Raw genomic sequence first — 23,610 nt, 5'->3', positions numbered from 1 at the left:
TCTCAGCCGTTGGGGCCGCTGGCGCGCAACGGGATGGTGCGGCGCGCGGGCTTCTCCGCCCGGGCGCGCAGTTGCCCGCAGCCGCCCTCCACGTCCTGCCCGGCCGACTGCCGCAGCTTGGTGAGCACGCCGCGCCGGTGCAGGCGGCGCGCGATGTCGGCGGCCTGTTCCCAGCTCGGGCGCCGGTACGGCAGGTCGTCCACCGTGTTGTACGGAATCATGTTGAGGATGGCGTACTTGCCCTGCAGCAGGCGCACCAGGCCCTCGATCTCGTCGTCGCCGTCGTTGATGCCTTCGAGCAACGTCCACTGGTATTGAATGGGGTAACCGGTGGCGCGCGCGTAGCGCTCCCCCGCGTCCACCAGTTCCTCGGGCGTGAGGCGCGGCGCGCGCGGCAGCAGCTGCTCGCGCAGCCCGGCTTTGGTGGTGTGCAGTGAAAGCGCCAGCGCGGGCTTGACCCGGCCCTGCGGCAGTGCCTCGAACACGCGCGGGTCGCCCACAGTGGAGAACACCAGGTTCTTGTGGCCGATGTTGCCCACGGTGCCCAGCAGATCGATCGCCTCCAGCACGTTGTCCAGGTTGTGCGCGGGCTCGCCCATGCCCATGAACACCACCTTCTTCACCACGCGGCGCGCGCGCGCCAGCGCCACCTGCGCCACGATCTCGGCGCTGCCCACCTGGCGCACCAGACCGCCCTGGCCCGTCATGCAGAACACGCAGCCCACCGCACAACCCACCTGGGTGGACACGCACAGGCCATCGCGTGGCAGCAGCACGCTCTCCACCGTCTGGCCATCGCCCAGCGCCACGAGCAGGCGCGCCGAACCGTCCTCGCCCGGGTGTTCGGATCGCAGCACGGCCAGGCCCGCGAGCTCCTCGGCCAGTGCGGGCAAGGCCGCCACCAGGGTGGCGGGCAGGAAATGCTCGACCTGGCGCCGGCCCGCGTCCTGCGGCAGGGCCTGCGACCACAGGCGCAACACGCGCTGCTCGTGGCGGGAATTGGCGCCGAGCGCGCGAAGGCGTTGGCGGAGGTGTTCGATGCGCATGGAGCAAGGAGCTTAGCGCGATGGCCCGTCGGCCACGCAGGCGATGCCTTTTCCAGGGGCACCGGGGGAAGGCGCGCTCACCGCGCGAAGAGCGCGGAGAGCGCCTCTCCTGCTTCATCGATGAAATGGCGCAGCTTGGCCGGCACGAAGCGCTGGCTGGGGTAGACGAGGTGGATGGGGTCGGTGCGCGCGTGCCAGCCCGGCAGCAGGGGCACCAGTTCGCCGTGGTCCACCTCGCGCCGGCACACGTAGTCCGGCAACAGGGCCACGCCCTGGGCGTCGAGCGCGAGGCGGCGGATCGGGCGCATGTCATTGGCCGCAAAGGCGCTGCGCAGCGGCACGTTCACGCGGGCCTTGCCCCGCATCAGCGTCCAGCTCTCGCGCCCGAGCGGGCTGAAACACAGGGCGGCGTGCTGCGCCAGGTCTTTGGGTGTGCGCAGCGCGGGCGCGCGCGCCAGGTAGTCCGGGTGCGCAAAGGGCGCCCAGCGCGCTTCGCCGATCCGGCGCGCCACCAGGCTGGAGTCGGCCAGCTCGCCCGCGCGCAGCGCCAGGTCCAGGCCCTGCTCCACCAGATCGAGACGCGCGTCGGAAAACACCAGCTCGACCGCGACCCCCGGGTGGCGCGCCCGGTAGCCGCTGAGGATGCCGAGCAACTGCTCGTCGCCCATGTCGATCGGCAGCGTGATGCGCAGCAGACCCCGGGCCTCGTGCTTGCCAGCATCGAGCTGCGCCTCTGCCTGAAGAATCTCGTCGAGCCCGCGCGCGGCCTGCTGCAGATAGGCCTGGCCGGCTTCCGTCAGGCGCAGGCGGCGCGTGGTGCGCTGCAGCAGCGTGACGCCCAGGCGCTGTTCCAGCCTCGACACCCGCACGCTCAGCGTGGACGTGGGCATGCCCATGAGGCGCGCGGCGGCACTGAAACCGCCGGCCTGGGCCACGCGCACGAACACCAGGGTGTCGTTCAGGTCGGGGGCTTGATTGTTCATCTCATTGAAAAATGAATTGCGATCTTACCGACTTATCAAGGGAACGCCCGCCCGGTACAGTGCTCTTTCATCCAGGAGAACACCCCATGAAAACCGTTTCTTTCATCCAACGCAGCGCTGGCGGCCACTGGGTCGGCGACGGCTTTCCCGTGCGCAGCATCTTTTCGTACAACGGCGCGGCGGAGCGCTTCTCGCCTTTTCTGCTGCTGGACTATGGCGGCCCGACGAATTTCGAGCCGACCACGAAGCGCCGCGGCGTGGGTCAGCACCCGCACCGGGGCTTCGAGACCGTGACCATCGTCTACGACGGCGAGGTCTCGCACAGCGACTCCAGCGGCGGCGGCGGCACCATCGGCCCCGGCGAGGTGCAGTGGATGACGGCGGCCGCGGGCATCGTGCACGAGGAGTACCACGGCGAGCGCTTCGCCAAGCAGGGCGGCCCGTTCGAAATGGTGCAACTGTGGGTGAACCTGCCCGCGCGCGACAAGATGGCCGCGCCCGGCTACCAGGGCATCACGCGCGATCAGATTCCGCAGGTCGACCTGCCCGATGGGGCCGGCACGGCGCGCGTGATCGCAGGCGAGTTGCGGGGGGCGAAGGGCCCGGCCCGCACTTTCACGCCCATGCAGGTCTGGGACTTGCGGCTCAAGGCCGGCCACACCGTGACGCTGCCCGCCGCCGAGGGCCACACCACCGCGCCCTTCGTGCTGCGCGGGCGCTTGCGCCTGGCCGACGGCAAGGAGGTGAGCGCCGCGCAGATGGCCGTGCATTCGCGCGAGGGGCAGGACGTGACGTTCGAGGTGCTGGAGGACGCCACCGTGCTCTGGCTGGCGGGTGAACCGATCGACGAGCCCATCGTGGGTTATGGTCCGTTCGTGATGAACAGCGAGGCCGAGATCCACCAGGCTTTTGCCGACTTCCAGTCTGGAAAAATGGGGCGGATCGCGGGCGTCACGGCCTGAGAACGACGCAAACGCTGAATGAAGCAGCCTCATCCCAGAGACACCGCCGGGCCGGCTTCGCCGGACGGCTGGTGTCGCCCCCTTGAGGGGGTGGCGCGAAGCGCCGCGGGGGTGTTTTGGAGAACAACATGCTGGAGATGGTGATCACCGCCCGCGAGGCCGATCTGGGCCACGGCCTGAAAGTGCGGCGCGTGCTGCCCTACGCGAAGCGCCGCATGGTCGGCCCCTGGATCTTCGTGGACCACGCCGGGCCGGTGACGCTGGCGGCCGAGGACACGCGCGCCGCCGACGTGCGGCCACACCCGCACATCGGCCTGTCCACCGTGAGCTACCTGCTCAGCGGCCAGGTCTCGCACCGAGACAGCCTGGGCGTGCACCAGCTCATCAACCCCGGTGACGTCAACTGGATGACCGCCGGGCGCGGCATCTCGCATTCCGAGCGCTTCAAACACCCGGACTCGTTTGCCGGTGGCGGGCTCGAACTCATGCAACTGTGGGTGGCGCTGCCCGAGGCCGATGAAGAGACCGAGCCGGCCTTCACCCACTACCCCGCTGCCGACCTGCCGGTGCGCGACGAAGGCGGTGTGTGGATGCGCCTGATCGCGGGCGAGGCCTACGGCATGACAAGCCCCGTGCGCACCCATTCGCCGCTGTTCTACCTCCACACCGAATGGCAGCCTGGTGCGCGTCTGGCGCTGCCGGGCGGTCACAGCGAGCAGGCGGCCTACGTGGCGCGGGGTGAAGTGGAATACGGCGGCCAGACCTACGTGCCCGGCCAGCTGCTGGTCTTCGGCGACGACAGCGACGCCGTGATCACCGCGCGCACCCGAAGCACGCTGATGATCTTCGGCGGCGAACCGCTGGGCGAGCGCCACATCTACTGGAACTTCGTGTCCTCTCGCAAGGAGCGCATCGAGCAGGCCAAGGCCGACTGGGCCGCAGGCCGCATCCCGCTGCCGCCGCAGGACGACCAGGAGTGGATTCCGCTGCCGGGTTGAGCGGCACTCAGAGCCGGGTCAGCAACCGCCCCACACTGGCCAGCGCCGTCTCTCGCGTCGCGCTGTCGGTCACGCTCTCGGCGAGGTAGGCCGTCACGATCAGCGGTGCGCGCTGCGGCGGAAAGGCGATGCCGATGTCGTTGGCGTCGTCGTCGGCGGTGCCGGTCTTCTCCCCGATGCGCCAGTCCGCCGGCAGCCCGGCGCGCAGGCGCTTGCCGCCGGTGGTGTTGGCCAGCAGCCATTGCAGCAGCCGCGCGCGCGAGGCCGGTGACAGCGCATCGCCCACCAGCAACGCGCGCAGCGTGTGCGCCATGGCGCGCGGCGTCGTGGTGTCCAGCGGCTCGCCCCCGGCTGCGCGCACATTGAGCTCGGGCTCCATGCGGTCCAGCCGCGTCACGCGGTCGCCCAGGCGGCGCGCGTAGGCGGTGAGCGCGGCCGGGCCGCCATAGCTGGCCAGGATGAGGTTGGCGGCGGTGTTGTCGCTGGTGGTCAGGGTCGCTTCGCACAGCTGCGCCAGGCTCAGGCCTTCGCCGCCCACGTGGCGCTCGGTCACCGGCGACCAGGACACCAGGTCCTGCCGGCGGTAGCGGATGCGCCGCTCCAGCGACTCCTCGCCCCGGTCTGCGCGGTCCAGCACCAGCGCGCTGGCCAGCAGCTTGAAGGAGCTGAGCATCAGAAAGCGCTCATCCATGCGCCAGCCCTGCTCGCGGCCCGTCGCCGTGTCGATGAAATGCACGCCCAGGCGGCCTCGCGCCTTGGTTTCAATGTCGCGCAGCGCGTCCTGCAGGGCATCGGTCTCGGCCCAAGTATTTCCGTGGGTCAGGCCCAACAGGGCAGCGCCTGAGGTCAGGCAGAAAGTGCGTCGATCGGTCATGGTGGCTCCTTGTGAACAAGGCCGCCATCGTAGGCAGGATGGCCGGCCCATTCAAACGGGAATAATCAAGGTCAAACCACGGAAAAACTTGGGGATCGACGCCATGGACCTGCCACTCAACGCCCTGCGCGCCTTCGAGGTCTCGGCGCGCCACCTGAGCTTCACGCGCGCCGCGCAGGAGTTGAACCTCACGCAGACCGCGGTGAGCCAGCACGTGAAGAACCTGGAGCAGCGCCTGGGCAAGCCGCTGTTTCGCCGCGTGCCGCGCGGTCTGGCGCTGACCGATGAAGGCATGGCCCTGCTGCCCACGCTGGTGGACGCGTTCGCGCGCGTTTCGGCGACGCTGGAGAGCTTCAAGGGCGCCTCCAAGCGCGAGGTGCTGTCGGTGGGCGCGGTCGGCACCTTCGCGGTGGGCTGGCTGCTTCCGCGCCTGCGCGACTTCCAGGCGCGACACCCCTTCGTGGAGCTGCGGCTGTTCACGCACAACAACCGCATCGACCTCGCGGCCGAAGGCCTTGACTGCGCGATCCGCTTCGGCGACGGCCAGTGGCCCGGTCTGCAGACGCGGCACCTGCTGGCCGCGCCGCTGGCGCCGGTGTGCGCGCCGGCCGTGGCCCACCGCATCCGCACGCTGGCCGACCTGGGGCGCGAGACGCTGCTGCGCTCCTACCGCTCGGACGAGTGGGCGCAGTGGTTCGAGGCGGCGGGCGCGCGCGCGCCGCTACTCACCGGGCCGGTGTTCGACGCTTCGCTGGCGCTGGCCGACGCGGCGGCACAGGGTGCGGGCGTGGCCCTGTTGCCGGTATCGCTGTTCACCCGCGACCTGCAGAGCGGGCGGCTGGTGCGCCTCTTCGAGGCCGAGGTGGACGTGGGCGGCTACTGGCTCACGCGCCTGAAGACGCGGCGCAAGAGCGCGGCCATGAAGGCCTTTCAGGACTGGCTGGAGCTGCAGACACCAGGCTGAGGCCCGGCGCGCAGCGCGGCGAGGGGTCAACGCAGACCTTCGCCACCCGCAACCGCCCCTCCAGGGGCAACGAGGGTCCGGCTGCGCCGGCCCCAGTTGCCGCCCCCCTTCCAGGGGGGGACGCGCGCAGCGCGGCGGGGGGTCAATACTGTTTATACGGCAGGAACTTGCCCGAGAGCACCACATTCACGCGGTCGCCCTTCGGATCGGCCTGGCGCTCGATGTCCATGCTGAAGTCGATCGCGCTCATGATGCCGTCGCCGAATTCTTCGTGGATCAGCTCCTTGATGGTGGTGCCGTAGACACTGACGATCTCGTACCAGCGGTAGATCAGCGGATCGGTGGGCACCGGCGTGGGCAGCGAGCCTTTGTAGGGCACGACCTGCAGCCACTTCTGCTCTTCCACGGAGAGGCCGAAGATCTTGCCCACCACCTTCGCCTGGGCCGGCGAGGCGGTCATCTGGCCCAGGCACAGCGCCGTGGTCCATTCCTTGGACTGGCCCACCTTCTTGGCCACGTCGGCCCAGCTGATGCCTTTGGACACCTTGGTGGAAATGATTTTTTCGGTGACATCGAGTCGGTTCATGTGTTGCCTCTTGTTGATGAAACGGTTGAGTGAAAGGGTTCAATCCAGGGACACCGCGGGTCCGGCTCCGCCGGCCCCAGGTGTCGCCCCCCTCTCTGAGGGGGGAGGCGCCGAAGGCGACGCGGGGGGTTCAATGGGCTCGCGCACGCGAGACCAAGAAGTCCACGATGTGGTTGCGCAGGTCGTAGTAGCCATCGAGGTGATGCAGTTGCGCGCGCGTGCGGCTGCGCGGCAGCGGGTTGACCACCACCTCGGCCATGCCGCCAGGCACGTAACCCTTGGGGCCTTCGCTGCCATTGCTCATGAGCAGGATGCGGTCGGCCAGCAGGATGGCCTCGTCCACGTCGTGCGTGATCATGAAGACGGTCTGCTGCGTCTCGCGCACGATGCCCATGAGCTCGTCCTGGATGGTGCCGCGCGTGAGCGCGTCCAGCGCGCCGAAGGGCTCGTCGAGCAGCAGCATCTTGGGCTGGATGGCAAAGGCGCGCGCGATGCCCACGCGCTGCTTCATGCCGCCCGAGAGCTGGCTGGGCTTCTTGTCGATGGCCGGGCTCAGGCCCACGAGCGCGACGAACTTTTCGACATGGGCACCGAGTTCGGCGCGCGGCATGTCGGGCCAGCGCGACTTCACCGCGAAAGCGATGTTCTGCCGCACGGTCAGCCAGGGCATGAGCGCGTGGCTCTGGAAGACCACGCCGCGCTCCAGGCTGGGGCCGGCGATCTCGCGGCCGTCCATGAAGCAGTGGCCCGAGGTCGCGGTGTCCAGACCGGCGAGCACGTTGAGGATGGTGGTCTTGCCGCAACCGCTGTGGCCGATGATGCAAACGAACTCGCCCTTGTCGATGGCGAAAGAGACGTCGGCGAACACCGGCTTGTCGGCCTGGTAGGCCTTGGCGAGTTGTTCAACCTGGAGGAAACCGGTCATCTTGGGGGCTTTCTTGGGGGCCACGGGCTGGGCCGGGTGCTCGCGCAGGCGGGCGTCACTCCACATAGGTCACCGCCTTCTGGAGCTGGGCGAACATCAGGTCGAGCAGCATGCCGACCACGCCGATGAGCAGCACGGCGAAGATCACGTTGGTGAGCGAGAGGTTGTTCCACTCGTTCCACACGAAGTAGCCCACGCCGGTGCCGCCCACCAGCATCTCGGCGGCCACGATGACCAGCCAGGCGATGCCCATGCTGATGCGCATGCCGGTGAGGATGGTCGGCGCGGCGGCCGGCAGGATCACCTGGAAGGCTTTGCGGATCGGGTTGACTTCCAGCGTGCTGGCCACGTTGAGCCACTCGCGCTTGACCGAGGCCACACCGAAGGCGGTGTTGATCAGCATGGGCCAGACCGAGCAGATGAAGATGACGAAGATGCCGCTGACGTCCGAGTCCTTGAGCGTGTAGAGCGCCAGCGGCATCCAGGCCAGCGGGCTGATGGGCTTGAGGACCTGCACGAAGGGGTCAAAGGCCTTGCGCATCAGCGGCGACATGCCGATGAGGAAACCCAGCGGGATGGCCACGGCCATGGCGAGCACGAAGCCCAGGCCCACGCGTGCCAGCGAATGGGCGAGCTGGATGCCGATGCCTTTGTCGTTCGGGCCTTTGTCGTAGAACGGGTCGGACAGATGCGACCAGCTGGCCTTGGCCACCTCGGTGGGCGGCGGGAAACCGGTGCTTTTCTCGGCGCCGGGGTCCTTGCCCATCATCTTGGCGTACTCGATTTCCTCGGCCGTCATGCCGGCCGAGGCACCCCCCACGCTCGGGCCGCTGGTGGAGAGCTGCCAGGCACCGACGAAGACGGCGAACAGCAGCAGCGAGACCAGGGCCGCGCGCAGGTTGAGGCTGGCGACTTTCATGTTCAGGCCGCTTTCTGGATGGCGAAGCTCTTCAGGTATTCGGCCGGCTTGGCCGGGTCGAACACCTTGCCCATGATGGTGTGCTTCGTGTAGCCCGGGCCGGCCGCGAAGGGCTGGCCGAGTTCCTTCATGTGCTTGCGCGCGTCGGTGATGAGGAAGACCTTCTCGGCGATCTGCTGGTAGTTCACCTCGCCCTTGATGTAGCCCCAGCGCTGCATCTGGGTGAGCATCCACACCGCCATGCTCTGCCAGGGCATGGGGTCGAAGTCGGCGCGGTCGGGCACGGTCTGGATCTTGCCCAGGCCGTCGGCGAAACGGCCGGTGAGCACCTGCGTGAGCACGGCCTCGGGCTGGTTGAGGTACTGGCTGGGCGCGATCACCTTGGCGATGAGTTCGCGGTTCTTGGGGTCGCGCGCCATGGCGGCGGCGGTGAGCACGGCGCGGTAGAGCGCGGCGAAGGTGTTGGGGTTCTTCTGGATGAATTCGGTGCTGGTGCCGAAGGCGCAGCAGGGGTGGCCGTTCCAGAGATCCTTGGTGAGCAGGTGGATGAAGCCCACCTCGTCGAACACGGCGCGCTGGTTGAAGGGATCGGGGCCGAGGAAGCCGTCGATGTTGCCCGCGCGCAGGTTGGCCACCATTTCGGCCGGCGGGATCACGCGCAGCTGCACGTCGGTGTCCGGGTTCAGGCCGTTCTCGGCCAGGTAGTAGCGCAACAGGAAGTTGTGCATCGAATAGTCGAACGGAATGCCGAACTTGAAGCCCTTCCAGTTCTTCGGGTCCCGGTTGTCCTTGTGCTTGAGCGCAAGCGTGATGGCCTGGCCGTTGATGTTCTGCACCGTGGCCACGTTCATCGGCGTGGCGTTGCTGCCCAGGCCCAGCGAGATGGCCAGCGGCATGGGCGAGAGGAAGTGCGAGGCGTCGTACTCCTTGTTGATCATCTTGTCGCGCACCAGCGCCCAACCAGCCGTCTTGGTGACTTCGACATTGAGGCCCTGCTTGCTGTAGAAGCCCAGCGGGTGGGCCATGATCAGCGGCGTGGCGCAGGTGATGGGGATGAAGCCGACTTTGAGGTTGGTCTTCTCCAGCGTGCCCTTGCGGGTGCCGGCTTCCTGTGCCAGGGCCTGCAGGCTGGTCACCGGCAGCACGCTGGCGATGGCGGCCATGGCCGTGCCCTTGCCCACGGCGCGCAGGAAGCGGCGGCGCACCTCGTCCTGCGGGAACAGGGCCTTGACCAGGGTGGCCTCGATGAATTCGTTGCTGTAGGCCTCGAACTCGGCGGTCTCGCTGCGCCGGCGCAGCTCGATGGCGGCGCTGTCGGCGGCCACTTCGGCGTGGTGGTCGGCCACGGTGTGGTCGCGCCCGCAGCTGCACTTCATCATGAGCGGACGATCGGCGTTGTAGGGATCGAAGAATTCGGACATGGCGCACCTCGTGTGTTGAAGACGAGGTGCTCTTTGCAAGCACCGGGCCAGAAGACGCGCGGCGCGCGCGGATTGGCGCAAGTCGTGCCGCGCTCACCGACGCGGTGTAGGGCCAGCCCTACAAGAAGCGGTTTTTCAGGCGCTTTTGGGCGCGCGCGCGTGGCGTTCGGCGTACAGCGCGAGCTCCACGTCGTTCTTGGTGCCGGTCTTCTCCAGCACGCGCGCACGGTAAGTGCTCACGGTGTTGGGCGCCAGGCCGAGCTGCGCACCAATTTCGCTCACGGTGCGGCCCTGTGTGAGCAGGCGGTAGACCTGGTATTCGCGGTGCGAGAGCGCCTCGGGCCCGCCCTGCGCGCCCGCGCTGCCCACGGCGGCGGCCAGCGCCTCGGCCGTGGCCTGGCTCACGAACACCGCCCCACCCGCGGCCTTGCGCACGGCGGCGAGCATGTCGTCGGGGTCGGCGCTCTTGTTCAGGTAGCCGCAGGCGCCCAGGCGGATGCAGCGCACCGCGTACTGCTTCTCGGGGTAGGTGCTGAGCATGAGCACGGGCAGGCGGGGGTGCTCGCGCTTGATGGCCTGCAGCACGTCCAGACCGTCGAGCCCGGGCATGGCGATGTCGAGCAGCACCAGGTCCAGCCCCAGGCTGCCGCCGAGCTCGCGCACCTGCGCCAGCACGTCCGGCCCGGTCTGGGCCTCGGCCACCACCTGCACGTCGGGCGCGTCGGCCAGGATCTGCTTGAGCCCCTCGCGCACGATGCGGTGGTCATCGCCGATCAGCACGCGGATGGTCTCGGCCAGCAGGTCGAAGGAGGTGTTCATGTCAATGTCTGTGTCTGCGGGCCCAGCGCCACGGTGAGGCACATGCGCGTGCCCTGACCCGGTGCGCTGTCGATCTGGATGTCGCCACCAAAATGGCGCGCCCGCTCGCGCATGCCCATGACACCATAGGCATTGGCGGCCTCGAAGGCCTGTGCGGGCGCACCCACGCCATTGTCTTGCACGGTCAACAGCAGGGCAGTCCCCCGCACGACGATGTGGACCCCCAGCCGGTCGGCGTGCGCGTGCCGCCCGACGTTGCTGAGCATCTCCTGGAAGATGCGGAACACCGCCATGGCCAGGGGCTCGGGCGGCTCCAGGGCCTCGGCCACCTCCATGCGCCAGTCCAGCGCCAGTTCGGCCGACTGCACGAACTCCTGCGCCTGCCACTCCAGCGCCGCCCACAGTCCCTGGTGGTCCAGGATGCTGGGGCGCAGGTCGGTGATGATGCGGCCGACGTTGTCCACCGCGGTCTCGATCAGCCGGCTCATGTTCTGGCATTTGCAGCGCATGCGCTCGCGCATGTCGTGCGCGGCCTCGGGGCTGCGCTGCTCCTGCTCGGACAGGCGCCGGTCCATCCAGTTGACGTCCATCTTGAGGGCCACCAGCAGGCTGCCGAGCTCGTCGTGGACCTCGCGAGCGATGCGGGTGCGCTCTTCTTCGCGCACGGTTTCCGAGCGGGCGGCCAGTTCACGCACCTGCTTCAATGCGGTGGCCAGCGCGAGCGTGCGCTCACCCACACGCTCTTCGAGCTCGTCCTTGGCGCGCTGCAGGGCGTCGGCGGCGCGCTTGCGTTCGGTGATATCGACAAAGGTGACGACCGCGCCGCGCACCTCGCCACCGTCGACGATCGGGTGGCTGGAGTATTCCACCGGGAAGCTGCTGCCGTCGCGGCGCCAGAACACCTCGCTGTCGATGCGGCAGGGCAGGCCCTGGCGGAAGGCGTTGAAGATGGGGCAGTCCTCCACCGGGTAGTGGGCGCCGTCGGCGTGCGAGTGGTGGGTCAGGTCGTGCATGTTGGAGCCCAGCAGCTCGGCGGGCTCGAAGCCGATCATGCGGGCACCGGCGTGGTTGATGAACACGCACAGGCCGTCGAGATCGACCCCGAACACGCCCTCGCCGGTGGACGCCAGCAGCAGGGCCAGCGGGTCGCGCCAGGCGCCGGTGGCCGGCGTCTCGGGGCGGCTGACAAGGTGGGGGGCGTCCAGGTGCATGCATCCGCCCAAGCAATGGATGTGCCAAAGCGGTGCGTGCCGGCCCGGAATTGGGGAACCGGCCCGAAGGGATGACAATCGCGCTTTGCCTGTCCTGCCCACCGGTAACCTGCCATGGCCTTGTTCAACACCCTGTTCGGCGCGCGCCCCGCCAACGATCGCCGCGCCCGCGTGAGCGGTTCGGGCACGGCCCGGCGCGCGGCGGAGCTGCTGCGCTCGGCCAACGCGCTGATCCAGCTCAGCGAAGACGAGGCGCTCACGGTGGTGAGCTACATGGAGCTGCGCGACTGCGCCGAGGGCGAGGCCATCATCCGCCAGGGGGACAGCGGCGGCAGCGGCGACGACGGTTTCATGGCGCTGGTGGTGGAGGGCGAGGTCACGGTCGAGGCACTCACCGTGAGCCGTGTGGACGCCCAGACCGTCAATGTGCTGGGGCCCGGCCACCTGATGGGCGAGATGTCGCTGATGGACGGCGCTGCGCGCTCGGCCACCTGCACGGCCAGCACCGACGTGCGCTGCGCGGTGCTCAACCGGCTTGCGCTCGAAACCATGATCGCCGAGGAACCCGCCACGGCGGCCAAGCTGCTCAGCGCCGTGGCGCTGCGCCTGAGCCGGCGCCTGCGCGAGGCCGACAGCAAGCTGCAGCTCTACAGCCAGCTGGTCTTCTCCATGCAGCAGGAGATCGACCGGCTGGTGCCGGACCTCGACTGAAGCGTCAGTTCCGGGCGGTCCGTGCGCTCCAGAGCATGGTGATCGCCAGGATGGACAGCACCACGCCCAGCGAGACCGCCACCGGGATCTTGAAGATGTCGATCAGCATCATCTTGGTGCCGATGAAGACCAGGATCACCGCCAGGCCGTAGTTGAGCAGGTGGAAACGGCTTGCCGCTGCCTGCAGCAGGAAGAACATCGCGCGCAGGCCGAGGATGGCAAAGACGTTGCTGGTCAGCACGATGAACGGGTCTCGCGTGATCGCGAAGATGGCCGGGATGGAGTCGACCGCGAAGATCACATCGACGAGGCCGACCAGGCAGATCACCATGAACAGGGGCGTGGCGATGCGCTTGCCGTTCTCCACGGTGAAGAACTTCTCGCCGTCAAAGCCCTTGCTGACGGGCAGCACGCGGCGCAGCAGGCGCAGCGCGGGATTGCCGTCCAGGCTGGGCTCCTGGCCGGCGGCCCACCACATCTTCACGCCGGTGAGCACCAGGAAGGCGCCAAACACGTAGAGGATCCAGTGGAACTGCGCCAGCAGCCAGCCGCCCACCAGGATCATCACGGTGCGCAGCACGATGGCGCCCAGGATGCCGATCATGAGCACGCGCTTCTGGAACGCGGGCGGCACGGCGAAGTAGGTGAAGATCATCAGGAAGACGAAGATGTTGTCCACCGCCAGGCTCTTTTCGATCAGGTAGCCGGTGAGGAACTCCAGCGACTTCTCGGTCGCGATGGCACTCGAACCGGTGCTGTCCTTCACGGCCAACCAGAACAGGCCGTTGAACAAGAAGCTGAGCGCCACCCAGACGACCGACCAGTTCAGCGCCTCCTTCACGCCCACGGCGTGCGAGCCCTGCTTCTTGAGCACGACGAAGTCCACGAACAAGGCCGCCACGACGAACACGACGAAGACGACCCACAGCCACAGCGGGGCAATGCTTTCCATTGAAAAACCTCAGGTTGGTGTTGAACAAACACCCCAAGGTCTTGTCACCACCGCGCGTGGCGCGGCTCTGGGTTCCCGGCGGCCCGCAGGCCACGTAATGACGGAAACCCCGCCCACCGAGGCCCGGCTGGACGCCGGGTGGTGAGCTGACTACTCCCCTTGAAGGGAACGCCGATTGTGTGCGAGGCCCAGAAACCCCACGCCGCCGGGGGATTTCAGGCCGCTTCCTTGTAGAAGAAGTCGCGCCGCACGCCGCGCGGCGCCAGGGGCTCCACGCTCAGGCGGATCGCCTCGATGTGCTGCGGCGTGGTGCCGCAGCAGCCGCCCACGATGTTGACCAGGCCTTCGGCCGCGAATTCGCGCAGCAGGCGGCTGGTGTCGGCCGGCGTTTCGTCAAAGCCGGTGTCGCTCATGGGGTTGGGCAGGCCGGCGTTCGGATAGCAGCTGATGAAGGTGTCGCCCGCGGCCTTGGCCAGCTCCTGGATATAGGGGCGCATCAGCGCCGCGCCCAGCGCGCAGTTCAGGCCCACGGCCAGCGGCTGCAGGTGGCGCACGCTGGCCCAGAAAGCGGTCACGGTCTGGCCGCTGAGGATGCGGCCGGAGGCATCGGTCACGGTGCCGCTGATGATGAGCGGCAGGCGCTGGCCCGACTGCTCGAAGAACTCGTCCACCGCGAACAGCGCGGCCTTGGCGTTGAGCGTGTCGAAGATGGTCTCGACCAGCAGCACGTCGGCTCCGCCCTCGACCAGGGCCTCGATCTGCTCCAGGTAGGCCGCGCGCAGCTGCTCGAAGGTGATGTTGCGCGCGCCGGCATCGTTCACGTCGGGGCTGATGCTCGCGGTCTTGGGCGTGGGGCCCAGGGCACCCGCCACGAAACGCGGTTTGTCGGGGGTGCTGAACTTGTCGCAGGCCTCGCGGGCGAGGCGGGCCGAGGCCAGGTTCATCTCGCGCGCGAGGTGGCCCATCTCGTAGTCGTCCTGCGCGATCGTGGTGGCGCCGAAGGTGTTGGTCTCGATCAGGTCGGCGCCGGCGGCGAGGTAGCCTTCGTGGATGTCGCGGATCACGTCCGGGCGCGTGAGGCTGAGCAACTCGTTGTTGCCCTTGACGTCCTTGTGGAAGTCTTTGAAACGCTCGCCCCGGTACTCGGCCTCGCCCAGCTTGAAGCGCTGGATCATGGTGCCCATGGCGCCGTCGAGGATGGCAATGCGTTGCTTCAGGATCTCGGGCAGCGCCTGGGCGCGGGTGTAGGCAGGAGCGTTCATGCCCTGGATTGTAGGTAGCCTCCCACGCCCGGGGCACCCGGCCATCCGGTCGGCCCTTGGAATTCCCCGACAATACCCGGCATGAAACACCTCACGCCCCAGCAGGCCTGGGCCTGGCTGCAGGCCGAACGCGAGCAGCGCGCGGCCCGTGGCGACGAGCCCCCACTGTTTGTCGACGTGCGCATGGAGATCGAGTCGCTCTACGTGGGCCGCCCGCCCGGCGTGGAGAACATCCCCTGGTACGAATACCCCGACCTCACGCCCGATCCGCAGCGCTTCGCCTCGGCGGTGGAGCAGGAAGCCGGCAGCAAGCAGCGCCCGATCCTGCTGATCTGCCGCAGCGGCAAACGCACGCTGGACGCGGGCCAGGCCCTGGAGGCCGCCGGCTTCAGCGATGTGGCTCACGTGGTGCACGGCTTCGAGGGCGAGCTCAACGACGACTTCAAGCGCTCCAGCCTCAACGGCTGGCGCCACGACGGCCTGCCCTGGGAGCAGATGTAAAGCGGATGACCGAAGCCATCGACATCGCCCCCGGCAGCGAAATCCTGGAAACCAGCCTCGGCGTGCTGCACGAGGTCTTCGGCTACGACGCCTTCCGGGGCCCGCAGGCCGAGATCGTCTCCCACGTGGGCGCTGGCGGCGACGCGCTGGTGCTCATGCCCACGGGCGGCGGCAAGTCGCTGTGTTACCAGGTACCGGCCATCGTGCGCGAGCGCACCGGCCAGGGACTGACCGTGGTGGTCTCGCCGCTGATCGCGCTCATGCACGACCAGGTGGGCGCGCTGATCGAAGCTGGCGTGGCCGCGGCCTTTCTCAACTCCAGCCTGTCGCTGGAAGACGCGCAGCAGGTCGAGAAGCAGATGCTGCGCGGCGAGCTCACCCTGCTCTACGCGGCGCCCGAGCGCCTGACCACACCACGTTTCCTGGCCCTGCTCGACTCGCTGCACGAGCGCGGCAAGCTCAGCCTGTTCGCGATCGACGAGGCGCACTGCGTGAGCCAGTGGGGCCACGACTTCCGCCCGGAGTACCGCGCCCTGGTGGTGCTGCACGAGCGCTATGCCGGGGTGCCGCGGGTGGCCCTGACGGCCACCGCCGACGACCTCACGCGCGCCGACATCGTCGAGCGCCTGCAGCTGCAGGAAGCGCGCACCTTCATCAGCAGTTTCGACCGGCCCAACATCCGCTACCAGCTGGTGGAGAAGAAAGACGCCACCACGCAGCTGCAGCGCTTCATCCGCGACGAGCACACCGGCGCCGACGGCCACGACGCGGGCATCGTCTACTGCCAGTCGCGCCGCCGCGTCGAGGAAGTGGCCGCGATGCTGTGCGAGGCAGGCTTCAACGCGCTGCCGTACCACGCAGGCCTGGACGCGGCCGTGCGCCAGCGCCACCAGGACCGCTTCCTGCGGGAGGACGGCCTGATCATGGTGGCGACGATCGCCTTTGGCATGGGCATCGACAAGCCCGACGTGCGCTTCGTCGCCCACCTGGACATGCCCAAGAACATCGAGGGCTATTACCAGGAGACCGGCCGCGCGGGCCGCGACGGCGAGCCCGCGAACGCCTGGATGGCCTACGGCCTGCAGGACGTGGTGAACCAGCGCCGCATGATCGACGAGAGCCCCGCGGCCGATGAGTTCAAGCAGGTGCTGCGCGGCAAGCTCGACGCCCTGCTCACGCTCGCCGAGGCGAGCGACTGCCGGCGCGTGCGCCTGCTGTCGTACTTCGGGGAAGCCAGCCAGCCCTGCGGCAACTGCGACAACTGCCTCACGCCGCCCGAACTGCACGACGCGACCGAATCGGCGCGCAAGCTGCTCTCGTGCATCTACCGCGTGCAGCAGGCCAGTGGCACCGCGTTTGGTGCCGGCCACATCATGGACATCCTGCGCGGCAAGGCGACCGACAAGGTCAAGCAGTACGGCCACGAGAAGCTGTCCACCTTCGGCATCGGCGCCGACCTCTCCGAAACGCAGTGGCGCGCGCTGCTGCGCCAGCTGATCGCCCGCGAGGCGGTGCAGGTGCACGACGCACCCTACAACACCCTGCACCTGGCCGACGCGGCGCGCGACATTCTCAAGGGCCAGAAACCGGTGTGGCTCAAGTCGCTGGCGGACAAGGCCGCCAGCTCGGCGCGCGCAGGCCGGCAACGCGCCTCGCGCGCCACCGCCAAGGACGATGGCGTGCCGCTGAGCCTGTCCGAACGCGAGTGTCTGGAGGCCCTCAAGGCCTGGCGCGCGGGCGTGGCGCGCGAACACAACCTGCCGGCCTTCGTGATCTTTCACGACGCCACCTTGCGCGCGATCGCGGGCCGCAAGCCCGAAACCCTCGCGGATCTGGACGGCATTGCCGGCATCGGCCAGAAAAAACGCGAGGCCTACGGCTCGGACGTGCTCCGGGTCGTGAGTGCTTTTGTGTGATGCCGGCCAGGCCTGTGGCAGGCCTTTGATACCTAGGTTGTAGGCGCCCAACCGCCTGTCGGCGCACCGTCTGTCGGACCCCGCTGCCGCTCAAGCTTGCCCCTGGCGCGCCGATGTTCCTGGTGTAGCCGGAGGACTTCTTGTCCGCCGGACTGAGACCCACGAAAACGGAGCGCGCCATGTTTTTCAGGTTGCCATGGTTTGGCAAATCCCGGCCGGTACAGCCCCAGTACCACGACACCCAGGTGCTGGAACTGGATTTCCTCGTTGACGAGTTTCACGAAGCCATGGCCGACATCAAGGACCCGGTGCGCCAACGCGTGCACGCCGCGCTGATGTCCTGCCAGACGCCCAAGGACCTCTGGTTCCTGCGCAGCAAGCTGTTCAGCCTGATCTCCAAGCACCATTGCGAAAGCGTGGCCAGCAGCCGCGTGGCACGGCTTGACCAGAAGTTGCGCTTTTTCGTCTCCAACCACCCCGAATACTCGGCCGACGACCTGCCCAGCGGCCCGATGGCCTTGCTGCACTGACGGTCCCCCCGCGCTGCCCTGGACAAACAAAAGCCACCTTGCGGTGGCTTTCGTTTTTGGCGCCCTCGGCGCTCAGTGCGTGAATCCCATCGGGCGCGCCTCCCGCACCTCGGGCTTGATGCGGTGCTCGGCCTCCAGCTGGGCCATGAACTCCTCGGGCGCCAGGGCCTCTGCCAGGATCTCCACCTGCCGCTTCACGGCGGCGAAGTCGCCGGGGCAGAGTTGCTCCAGCTTCGCCAGCCGCTTGGCCAGCTCGAGGCTCAGGCGCGAGGCGTCGCCCCCCAGGGCTTCCACCACGAACATGGTCTCGCGCTGGCTCGGCGTGAGGGGCTTGAAGCGGATCTTGAAGGTGAAGCGACGCAGCGCCGCCTGGTCGATGCTCTCCATCAGGTTGGTGGTGCAGATGAAGATGCCGGCAAAGCGCTCCATGCCCTGCAGCATCTCGTTGACCTCGGTGACCTCGTAGGTGCGCTGCGCACCGCGCCGGTCCTGCAGGAAGCTGTCGGCCTCATCGAGCAGCAGCACCGCCTTCTCGGCCTCGGCCTCGCGGAACATGGCGGCCATCTGCTGCTCTGTTTCGCCCACGAACTTGCTCACCAGGTCGCTTGCCCGGCGGATCATCAACGGGCGGTCGAGCTGCTGCGCCATGTGCTCGGCCAGGGCGGTCTTGCCGGTGCCGGGCGCACCGTGGAAACACAGGCAGCCATGGCCTCTGGCCTTGAGCGCGGCGATCACGCGCGGCAGCTCGTAGCGCGATTCGACGTTGAGCATGTCCAGGCTGTACTGCGTGGCGCCGGGTCGCTGCACCAGGTCGGGCTTGCGGCCCAGGGCCAGGTCGGCGTTCTTGAGCTGGCGCTCGATCAGTTCGTCGAGCACGGGCGCGGTCGTCTCGGCCACCCGGGCCTTGGCGCCGCGCCGGGGCGCGGGGTGGCCGGCGAGTTGCGCGAAACGCAGCGCGGTGCGGATCTGCGCCGGCGTCAGCCCCTTGCGCTCGGTCAGGCGCGCGACCAGGGCGTCGGACACCGGCGCGCCTTCCAGCGTCTTGCGCACCAGCTGCTCGCGCGCGCCGGGCGGCGGGCTCTTGAGTTCGAGGTGGTAGGCGAAACGGCGGCGGAAGGCCGGGTCGATCTGCTCGATGCGGTTGGTCACCCACAGCGTGGGCACCGCGTTGGTCTCCAGGATCTGGTTGACCCAGGCCTTGCCGCTGACGCTGCCGGTGTGCGCGGCCGCCACATGCTCGGCGCGCGCCATGATCTGCGCCGCTTCGCTGGAGATCGGCGGGAACACGTCTTCCACTTCGTCGAACAGCAGCGCCGAGTGCGCGGTGCCTTTGAGAAAGACCTGCGCGATCTGCAGCGAGCGGTAGCGGTCGCGGCCGGAGAGCGCGTTGCCGTCGCGGTCGGCGTACTCCACCTCGAAAAGCTCCAGCCCCGCGGCCTGCGCCACCACGCGCGCGAGCTCGGTCTTGCCCGTGCCGGGTGGGCCGTACATCAGCACGTTCACGCCCGGCTCCTTGCGCGCCACCGCCTCGCGCAGCAGGCCGCAGAGCAGGCGCACGTCTTCGCCCACGTAATCAAAATCCTTCGCGGTGAGCGCGGAGCGCGCGGCCGGCCGGGTGAACACGGCCATGAGTTCGCTTTGCGTGCGGTACTCGCGCATGAGCACGGGCGGCAGCTTCTCGCTGACCTTCATCAGGTCGGCCAGGTCGGTGATGTTGTGCTCGGAGATCAGGTTCTCCACCATGCCAATGCGCTCCAGGCGCGAACCCGCGCGCAGCGCCTCACCGACCTCGCTGGCCTTGACGCCCGCCACGTCGGCGATGGCCGCGTAGGCCTCGGGCGCGTTGTTCACCTTGAACTCGACCAGGATGGAGCGCAGGTCGCGCTGGTAGCGCGCGAGCGTGCCGTACAGCAGCAGTGCGCGCTCGGCGCGGTTGAGCTGCAGCAGGCTGGCCAGCGCGTCGATGTTCTTCTCCACCAGCGTGGACTGCTTCTTGAGCGAGTGGCTGAGCCAGTCGCCCGTGACCGCCAGCACCGACAGCAGGTCTTTGGGCGACTCCTTGGCGTATTCATCCAGGTAGAAGAACAGCGTACCTTCTTCGTACGGGCCTCGCCACACCCCGTAGCGCTCCATGAAGGCGTTGATGGTCAGGCCATCGTGGCCGCTCCAGAGTTCGTTGTCCTTGCAGCGGCGCTGCAGGAACTCGCGCAGGCGCAGCAGCACGGTGTGGGGCCACACCAGGTGGCGGCCGGCAAGCGAGAGCAGGGTGTTGAGATCGCGCCGCACGTTGAAGCGCGGGCCCTGGCGCGCGGCCAGGGTGAGCACGAAATGCGAGCACATGAGATCGAGCACGGGCGCCTGGCGCAGGCCATGGGGCACAAAAACGCGCCCCTCGCCCGCCACAGGGGCACGGCCATCGCGTGCATCGATTACGGTGCGGGCCGCCGATGCAGCGGACTGCAGCGAGCGCTTGGTCATCCAGACACCTCCAGGAATGCCTTCCCATGACGCCATGCCAGGGGAGCCGACATTTCAGCGGACCATAACCCAGCTTGATGAATCATGGAAGAGAGTGATACGAACGGTCTGAGCAATTTGTCAGGCTTTGGCCTGGCGCCACAGCGTCACGGTGGGTACACAATCGCGCCATGCTGCAACTACACGACATCCAGACCGCCGCTGGTCGCCTGGCCGGCCAGGTGCTCGACACGCCCTTCGTCGAATCGCGCACCATCTCCCAGCTCACCGGCTGTCAGGTGTTCCTGAAATTCGAGAACCTGCAATACACGGCCTCGTTCAAGGAACGCGGCGCCTGCAACAAGCTCGCGCAGCTCACGCCCGAGGAACGCTCGCGCGGCGTGGTGGCCATGAGCGCAGGCAACCACGCCCAGGGCGTGGCGTACCACGCCCACCGGCTGGGGATACGCGCGGTGATCGTCATGCCGCGCTTCACGCCGGGCGTGAAGGTGGAGCGCACGCGCGGCTTCGGCGCCGAGGTGGTGCTGCACGGCGACACGCTGGACGCTTCGCGCGCCCACGCCCGTGAACTGGCGCAGCAGCAGGGACTGGTGTTCGTGCACCCGTACGACGACGAAGCGATCGTCGCCGGCCAGGGCACGGTGGCGCTGGAGATGCTGCGCGAGCAGCCCGACCTGGACACGCTGGTGATCGCCATCGGCGGTGGCGGCCTGATCGCAGGCATCGCCACGGCGGCCAAGGCCATCCGGCCCGACATCGAGATCGTGGGCGTACAGACCGAGCGCTTTCCCGCGATGGTCAACGCCATCAAGGGCACCCACCTGCCGCAGGGCACGAGCACGATCGCCGAAGGCATCGCGGTGGGCACGCCGGGGGTGATCACCGAGGCCATCATCCGCCAGCGGGTGGACGACCTGCTGCTGGTCGACGAGGGCGACATCGAACAGGCCATCGTGATGCTGCTGGAGATCGAGAAGACGCTGGTGGAGGGCGCCGGCGCGGCCGGCCTGGCCGCGCTCATCAAGCATCCCGCGCGCTTCGCGGGCAAGCGCGTGGGCCTGGTGCTGTGCGGCGGCAACATCGACCCGATGCTGCTGGCCTCCATCATCGAACGCGGGATGGTGCGCGCAGGCCGCCTGGCACGCATCCAGGTCAATGCGCGCGACGTGCCGGGCAACCTGGCGCGCATCACGGCGACCGTGGCCGACGCTGGCGCCAACATCGACGAAGTGCATCACCAGCGCGCCTTCACCCTGCTGGCGGCGCAGAACGTCGCCATCGAACTCGTGCTGCAGACCCGCGGGCGCGAGCACGTCGACCAGGTCATCGAGCGCCTGCGCGAAGCGGGCTTCGACACCACCCTGCTCTGACTCGCGCGCCGCCCGGTTGACGCTGCGGCAAGGGCTCCGGCATCATCGGCCGCTCGACGGCCAATGCGAACAGGAGGTAGGGCATGGACACCAACACGCTGTGGAACTCGCTGCAAAGCACGCTGGGGACCCACATCCCTCAGCTGCTCGGCGCGCTGGCCATCTTCATTCTTGGCTGGTTGATCGCGGTGCTGGTGCGCGCGGCCACGCGCAAGAGCCTGGGCTTCGTGGGCGTGAATCACCGCTTCGGCAAACTGACCAACACACACGTGGACATCGAAGGCGCGGTGGCCCTCGCGCTGTTCTGGATCGTGATCCTGCTGACCCTGGTGGCGGTGTTCAACTCGCTGAACCTCGCCATCGTCTCCGGCCCGTTCTCGGTCTTCACCACCCAGCTCTTTGAGTACGCGCCGCGACTGCTCGGCGGCCTCTTGCTCGCGCTGGTGGCCTGGCTGGTCGCCGGCGTGGTGCGCGCGCTGGCGCAGAAGGTGCTGGACAAGACCACGCTCGACGAAAAGCTCTCCGAACACGCCGACATGGCGCCCATCAGCGACAGCCTGGCTGGCGCGCTGTTCTGGCTCGTGATCCTGCTGTTCGTGCCGGCCATCCTGGGTGCGCTGCAGATGGACGGTCTGCTCGAACCCCTGCGCGCCATGGTTACCAAGACCCTGGACATGCTGCCCAACGCGGTGGCCGCGTTCGTGATCGGCGGCGTGGGCTGGATCGTGGCCACCGTGCTGCGCAACCTCACCACCCACCTGAGCCGCACCGCCGGCGTGGACCGGCTGGGCAACCGCGCCGGGCTGGCCGACACGGTGCAGCTCTCGCGGGTGATCGGCATGCTGGTGTTCGTGGCGGTGTTCCTGCCATCGCTGATCGCCGCGCTCGACGCGCTCAAGATCGAGGCCATCTCGCGCCCGGCGACCGACATGCTCAACACCTTGTTGCAGGCCGTGCCCAACCTGATCGCCGCGGCGCTGATCCTGGTGGTCACCTGGCTGGTGGCGTCGTTCGCCAGCAAACTGGTGGCCACGCTGCTGGCCACGCTGGGCTTCGATACCCTGCCGGCGCGCGTGAACATGGCCCATGCCTTCGAGACCACCAGCGCCTCCACCGCCGTGGGTCGGGTGGTGTTGTTCTTCGCCATGCTGTTCGCCACGGTGGAGGCAGCCGCGCAGCTCGGATTCACGCAGGTCAGCGGCATCGTCGCCAGCTTCATCCGCTTCGGTGGCGACATCCTGCTGGGCTCGGCCATCCTGGTGATCGGCTTCTGGCTGGCCAACCTGGCCTACGACGCGATCGACCGCGCCAGCGGCCCCGGCACGAAGGGCTTGGCGCGCATCGGGCGCTTTGCCATCCTGGCGCTGGTGATCGCCATGGGCCTGCGCGCCATGGGCATCGCCGACGACATCGTCAACCTGGCCTTCGGCCTCACCCTGGGCGCGGTGGCCGTGGCCGTGGCCCTGTCCTTCGGCCTGGGCGGGCGCGAGGCGGCCGGCAAGCTGATGGACCACTGGCTCACCAAATTCCGCCGCGAGGACTGACCCATGACGCAGAACCCCGAGACCCCCATCACCATCGAACGGCTCCAAGGCCTGCTGAGCGACTGGTTCGCGCCCTGGATCCAGGCCATGGGCCTGCGGGTCGAGTCCTTCGCCGACGGCGAGGTCACCCTGCGCCTGCCACAGAGCGACCAGCTCTCGCGCGTGGGCGGCATGCTGTGCGGCCAGGCCATGATGTCGGCCGCCGACACCGCCATGGTGCTGGCCATCGTCACCCAGCTCGGCACCCGCCGGCCCATGACCACGGTGCAGCTCAACACCAGCTTCCTCAAGCCGCTGTCGGGGCAGGACGCGCGCATCACCGCACGCGTGGTGCGCGCGGGCAAGAACCTGGTGTTCGGCGAGATCGACATCAGCGGCGCCAGCGACGGCAAGAGTGTGTGCCGCGCCAGCACGACCTACGCCCTGCTCTGAGCCGGCCAGGCCGCATCCCTTAAAATGCCGGCAGTCTTGAACCCTTTGACGGAGCGTCACATGTCCAGCCACAACCACAACACCCCCAGCGAGCCATCCCAGGACATGGTGGAGTCCATCGTTCCCTACATGCCCGTCGTGCTGCCCGTCGCCGGTGGCGTGCTGATGTTCCTGCTGGCCTTCATCGCGATCTACATGGCCTGAAC

23 protein-coding genes are annotated in these 23,610 nt (G+C 68.3%); 11 read left to right on the top strand and 12 right to left on the bottom strand.

Features of this window, described 5'->3' with window-relative positions; genetic code table 11:
* Nucleotides 1–2: 2 nt before the first annotated feature.
* Both KIT86_RS10595 and KIT86_RS10590 read right to left on the bottom strand, forming a co-directional pair.
* Nucleotides 3–1,046 carry an RNA methyltransferase gene (locus KIT86_RS10595; protein ID WP_297398062.1) on the bottom strand — a complete coding sequence of 348 codons (1,044 nt, stop codon included), beginning with the start codon at nt 1,044–1,046 and terminating at the stop codon, nt 3–5.
* A 77-nt stretch (nt 1,047–1,123) separates the two neighbouring features.
* Entirely contained in the window at nt 1,124–2,029 is a 906-nt protein-coding gene (locus KIT86_RS10590; RefSeq protein WP_297398060.1) for a LysR family transcriptional regulator, read from the bottom strand.
* Nucleotides 2,030–2,115: 86 nt separating this feature from the next.
* On the opposite strand from KIT86_RS10590, the gene KIT86_RS10585 reads away from it, so the two are divergent.
* Together KIT86_RS10585 and KIT86_RS10580 are read left to right on the top strand one after the other, a co-directional pair.
* Complete coding sequence (locus tag KIT86_RS10585; RefSeq protein ID WP_297398058.1) at nt 2,116–2,991, top strand: pirin family protein; 876 nt, start codon at nt 2,116–2,118, stop codon at nt 2,989–2,991.
* Between the two features lie 128 nt (nt 2,992–3,119).
* Entirely contained in the window at nt 3,120–3,989 is an 870-nt protein-coding gene (locus KIT86_RS10580; protein ID WP_297398056.1) for a pirin family protein, read from the top strand.
* Between the two features lie 7 nt (nt 3,990–3,996).
* On the opposite strand, the gene bla is transcribed toward KIT86_RS10580, so the two are convergent.
* The gene (gene bla / locus KIT86_RS10575; RefSeq protein ID WP_297398054.1) at nt 3,997–4,863 is read right to left on the bottom strand and encodes a class A beta-lactamase; all 867 of its coding nucleotides are present in this window, start codon (nt 4,861–4,863) and stop codon (nt 3,997–3,999) included.
* Nucleotides 4,864–4,966: 103 nt separating this feature from the next.
* On the opposite strand from bla, the gene KIT86_RS10570 reads away from it, so the two are divergent.
* A complete protein-coding gene (locus tag KIT86_RS10570; protein WP_297398052.1) occupies nt 4,967–5,827 on the top strand; it encodes a LysR family transcriptional regulator in 861 nt (286 codons plus the stop codon).
* A gap of 142 nt (nt 5,828–5,969) precedes the next feature.
* On the opposite strand, the gene cynS is transcribed toward KIT86_RS10570, so the two are convergent.
* The 6 genes from cynS to KIT86_RS10540 form a co-directional block, all read right to left on the bottom strand.
* Nucleotides 5,970–6,413: a cyanase gene (gene cynS, locus KIT86_RS10565; protein WP_291115180.1), complete on the bottom strand. Its 444-nt coding sequence runs from the start codon at nt 6,411–6,413 to the stop codon at nt 5,970–5,972.
* A gap of 130 nt (nt 6,414–6,543) precedes the next feature.
* Entirely contained in the window at nt 6,544–7,338 is a 795-nt protein-coding gene (locus KIT86_RS10560; RefSeq protein WP_297398084.1) for an ABC transporter ATP-binding protein, read from the bottom strand.
* A gap of 55 nt (nt 7,339–7,393) precedes the next feature.
* Nucleotides 7,394–8,257, bottom strand: a complete 864-nt coding sequence (ntrB, locus tag KIT86_RS10555; protein WP_297398048.1) for a nitrate ABC transporter permease — start codon at nt 8,255–8,257, stop codon at nt 7,394–7,396.
* A gap of 2 nt (nt 8,258–8,259) precedes the next feature.
* Nucleotides 8,260–9,678 carry a CmpA/NrtA family ABC transporter substrate-binding protein gene (locus KIT86_RS10550; RefSeq protein ID WP_297398047.1) on the bottom strand — a complete coding sequence of 473 codons (1,419 nt, stop codon included), beginning with the start codon at nt 9,676–9,678 and terminating at the stop codon, nt 8,260–8,262.
* 135 nt (nt 9,679–9,813) lie between these two features.
* Nucleotides 9,814–10,497 carry a response regulator transcription factor gene (locus KIT86_RS10545; protein WP_297398045.1) on the bottom strand — a complete coding sequence of 228 codons (684 nt, stop codon included), beginning with the start codon at nt 10,495–10,497 and terminating at the stop codon, nt 9,814–9,816.
* Nucleotides 10,494–11,708: a PAS domain S-box protein gene (locus KIT86_RS10540; protein WP_297398043.1), complete on the bottom strand. Its 1,215-nt coding sequence runs from the start codon at nt 11,706–11,708 to the stop codon at nt 10,494–10,496. Before KIT86_RS10540 ends, KIT86_RS10545 begins: the two co-directional genes overlap by 4 nt.
* Nucleotides 11,709–11,822: 114 nt before the next feature.
* Between KIT86_RS10540 and KIT86_RS10535 the strand changes: the two genes are divergently transcribed.
* Nucleotides 11,823–12,419, top strand: a complete 597-nt coding sequence (locus KIT86_RS10535) for a Crp/Fnr family transcriptional regulator (RefSeq protein ID WP_297398041.1) — start codon at nt 11,823–11,825, stop codon at nt 12,417–12,419.
* Nucleotides 12,420–12,423: 4 nt separating this feature from the next.
* Here the strand turns inward: KIT86_RS10535 and KIT86_RS10530 are convergent, their stop codons facing one another.
* Together KIT86_RS10530 and KIT86_RS10525 are read right to left on the bottom strand one after the other, a co-directional pair.
* Nucleotides 12,424–13,371, bottom strand: coding sequence for a TerC family protein (locus tag KIT86_RS10530; protein WP_297398038.1), 948 nt, complete (start codon nt 13,369–13,371; stop codon nt 12,424–12,426).
* Between the two features lie 215 nt (nt 13,372–13,586).
* A complete protein-coding gene (locus KIT86_RS10525) occupies nt 13,587–14,633 on the bottom strand; it encodes a homocysteine S-methyltransferase family protein (RefSeq protein WP_297398036.1) in 1,047 nt (348 codons plus the stop codon).
* Between the two features lie 81 nt (nt 14,634–14,714).
* On the opposite strand from KIT86_RS10525, the gene KIT86_RS10520 reads away from it, so the two are divergent.
* The 3 genes from KIT86_RS10520 to KIT86_RS10510 all read left to right on the top strand — a co-directional run bounded on the left by KIT86_RS10520 (nt 14,715) and on the right by KIT86_RS10510 (nt 17,580).
* A complete protein-coding gene (locus KIT86_RS10520) occupies nt 14,715–15,134 on the top strand; it encodes a rhodanese-like domain-containing protein (protein WP_297398034.1) in 420 nt (139 codons plus the stop codon).
* A gap of 5 nt (nt 15,135–15,139) precedes the next feature.
* On the top strand, nt 15,140–17,050 hold the full coding sequence (gene recQ / locus KIT86_RS10515) for a DNA helicase RecQ (RefSeq protein WP_297398032.1): 1,911 nt from the start codon (nt 15,140–15,142) through the stop codon (nt 17,048–17,050).
* 179 nt (nt 17,051–17,229) lie between these two features.
* Nucleotides 17,230–17,580: a hypothetical protein gene (locus tag KIT86_RS10510; RefSeq protein ID WP_297398030.1), complete on the top strand. Its 351-nt coding sequence runs from the start codon at nt 17,230–17,232 to the stop codon at nt 17,578–17,580.
* A 72-nt stretch (nt 17,581–17,652) separates the two neighbouring features.
* On the opposite strand, the gene KIT86_RS10505 is transcribed toward KIT86_RS10510, so the two are convergent.
* Nucleotides 17,653–20,058 (bottom strand): ATP-binding protein, encoded by a 2,406-nt coding sequence (locus KIT86_RS10505; RefSeq protein ID WP_297398028.1) that lies wholly within the window; start codon nt 20,056–20,058, stop codon nt 17,653–17,655.
* Nucleotides 20,059–20,228: 170 nt separating this feature from the next.
* Between KIT86_RS10505 and KIT86_RS10500 the strand changes: the two genes are divergently transcribed.
* From KIT86_RS10500 to KIT86_RS10485, 4 genes are all read left to right on the top strand, one after another.
* Nucleotides 20,229–21,428 carry a threonine ammonia-lyase gene (locus KIT86_RS10500; protein ID WP_297398026.1) on the top strand — a complete coding sequence of 400 codons (1,200 nt, stop codon included), beginning with the start codon at nt 20,229–20,231 and terminating at the stop codon, nt 21,426–21,428.
* An 83-nt stretch (nt 21,429–21,511) separates the two neighbouring features.
* Nucleotides 21,512–22,972, top strand: a complete 1,461-nt coding sequence (locus tag KIT86_RS10495; protein ID WP_297398023.1) for a mechanosensitive ion channel — start codon at nt 21,512–21,514, stop codon at nt 22,970–22,972.
* A 3-nt stretch (nt 22,973–22,975) separates the two neighbouring features.
* Nucleotides 22,976–23,404 (top strand): PaaI family thioesterase, encoded by a 429-nt coding sequence (locus KIT86_RS10490; RefSeq protein WP_297398021.1) that lies wholly within the window; start codon nt 22,976–22,978, stop codon nt 23,402–23,404.
* A 60-nt stretch (nt 23,405–23,464) separates the two neighbouring features.
* Entirely contained in the window at nt 23,465–23,608 is a 144-nt protein-coding gene (locus tag KIT86_RS10485) for a hypothetical protein (RefSeq protein WP_297398019.1), read from the top strand.
* Nucleotides 23,609–23,610: the final 2 nt, after the last annotated feature.

It is taken from the genome of Hydrogenophaga sp. (genome assembly GCF_026125825.1).
GTDB lineage: Bacteria > Pseudomonadota > Gammaproteobacteria > Burkholderiales > Burkholderiaceae_C > Hydrogenophaga.
Note: the sequence above shows the minus strand (reverse complement) of the source record. Positions and strands in the feature narration are given on the sequence as shown.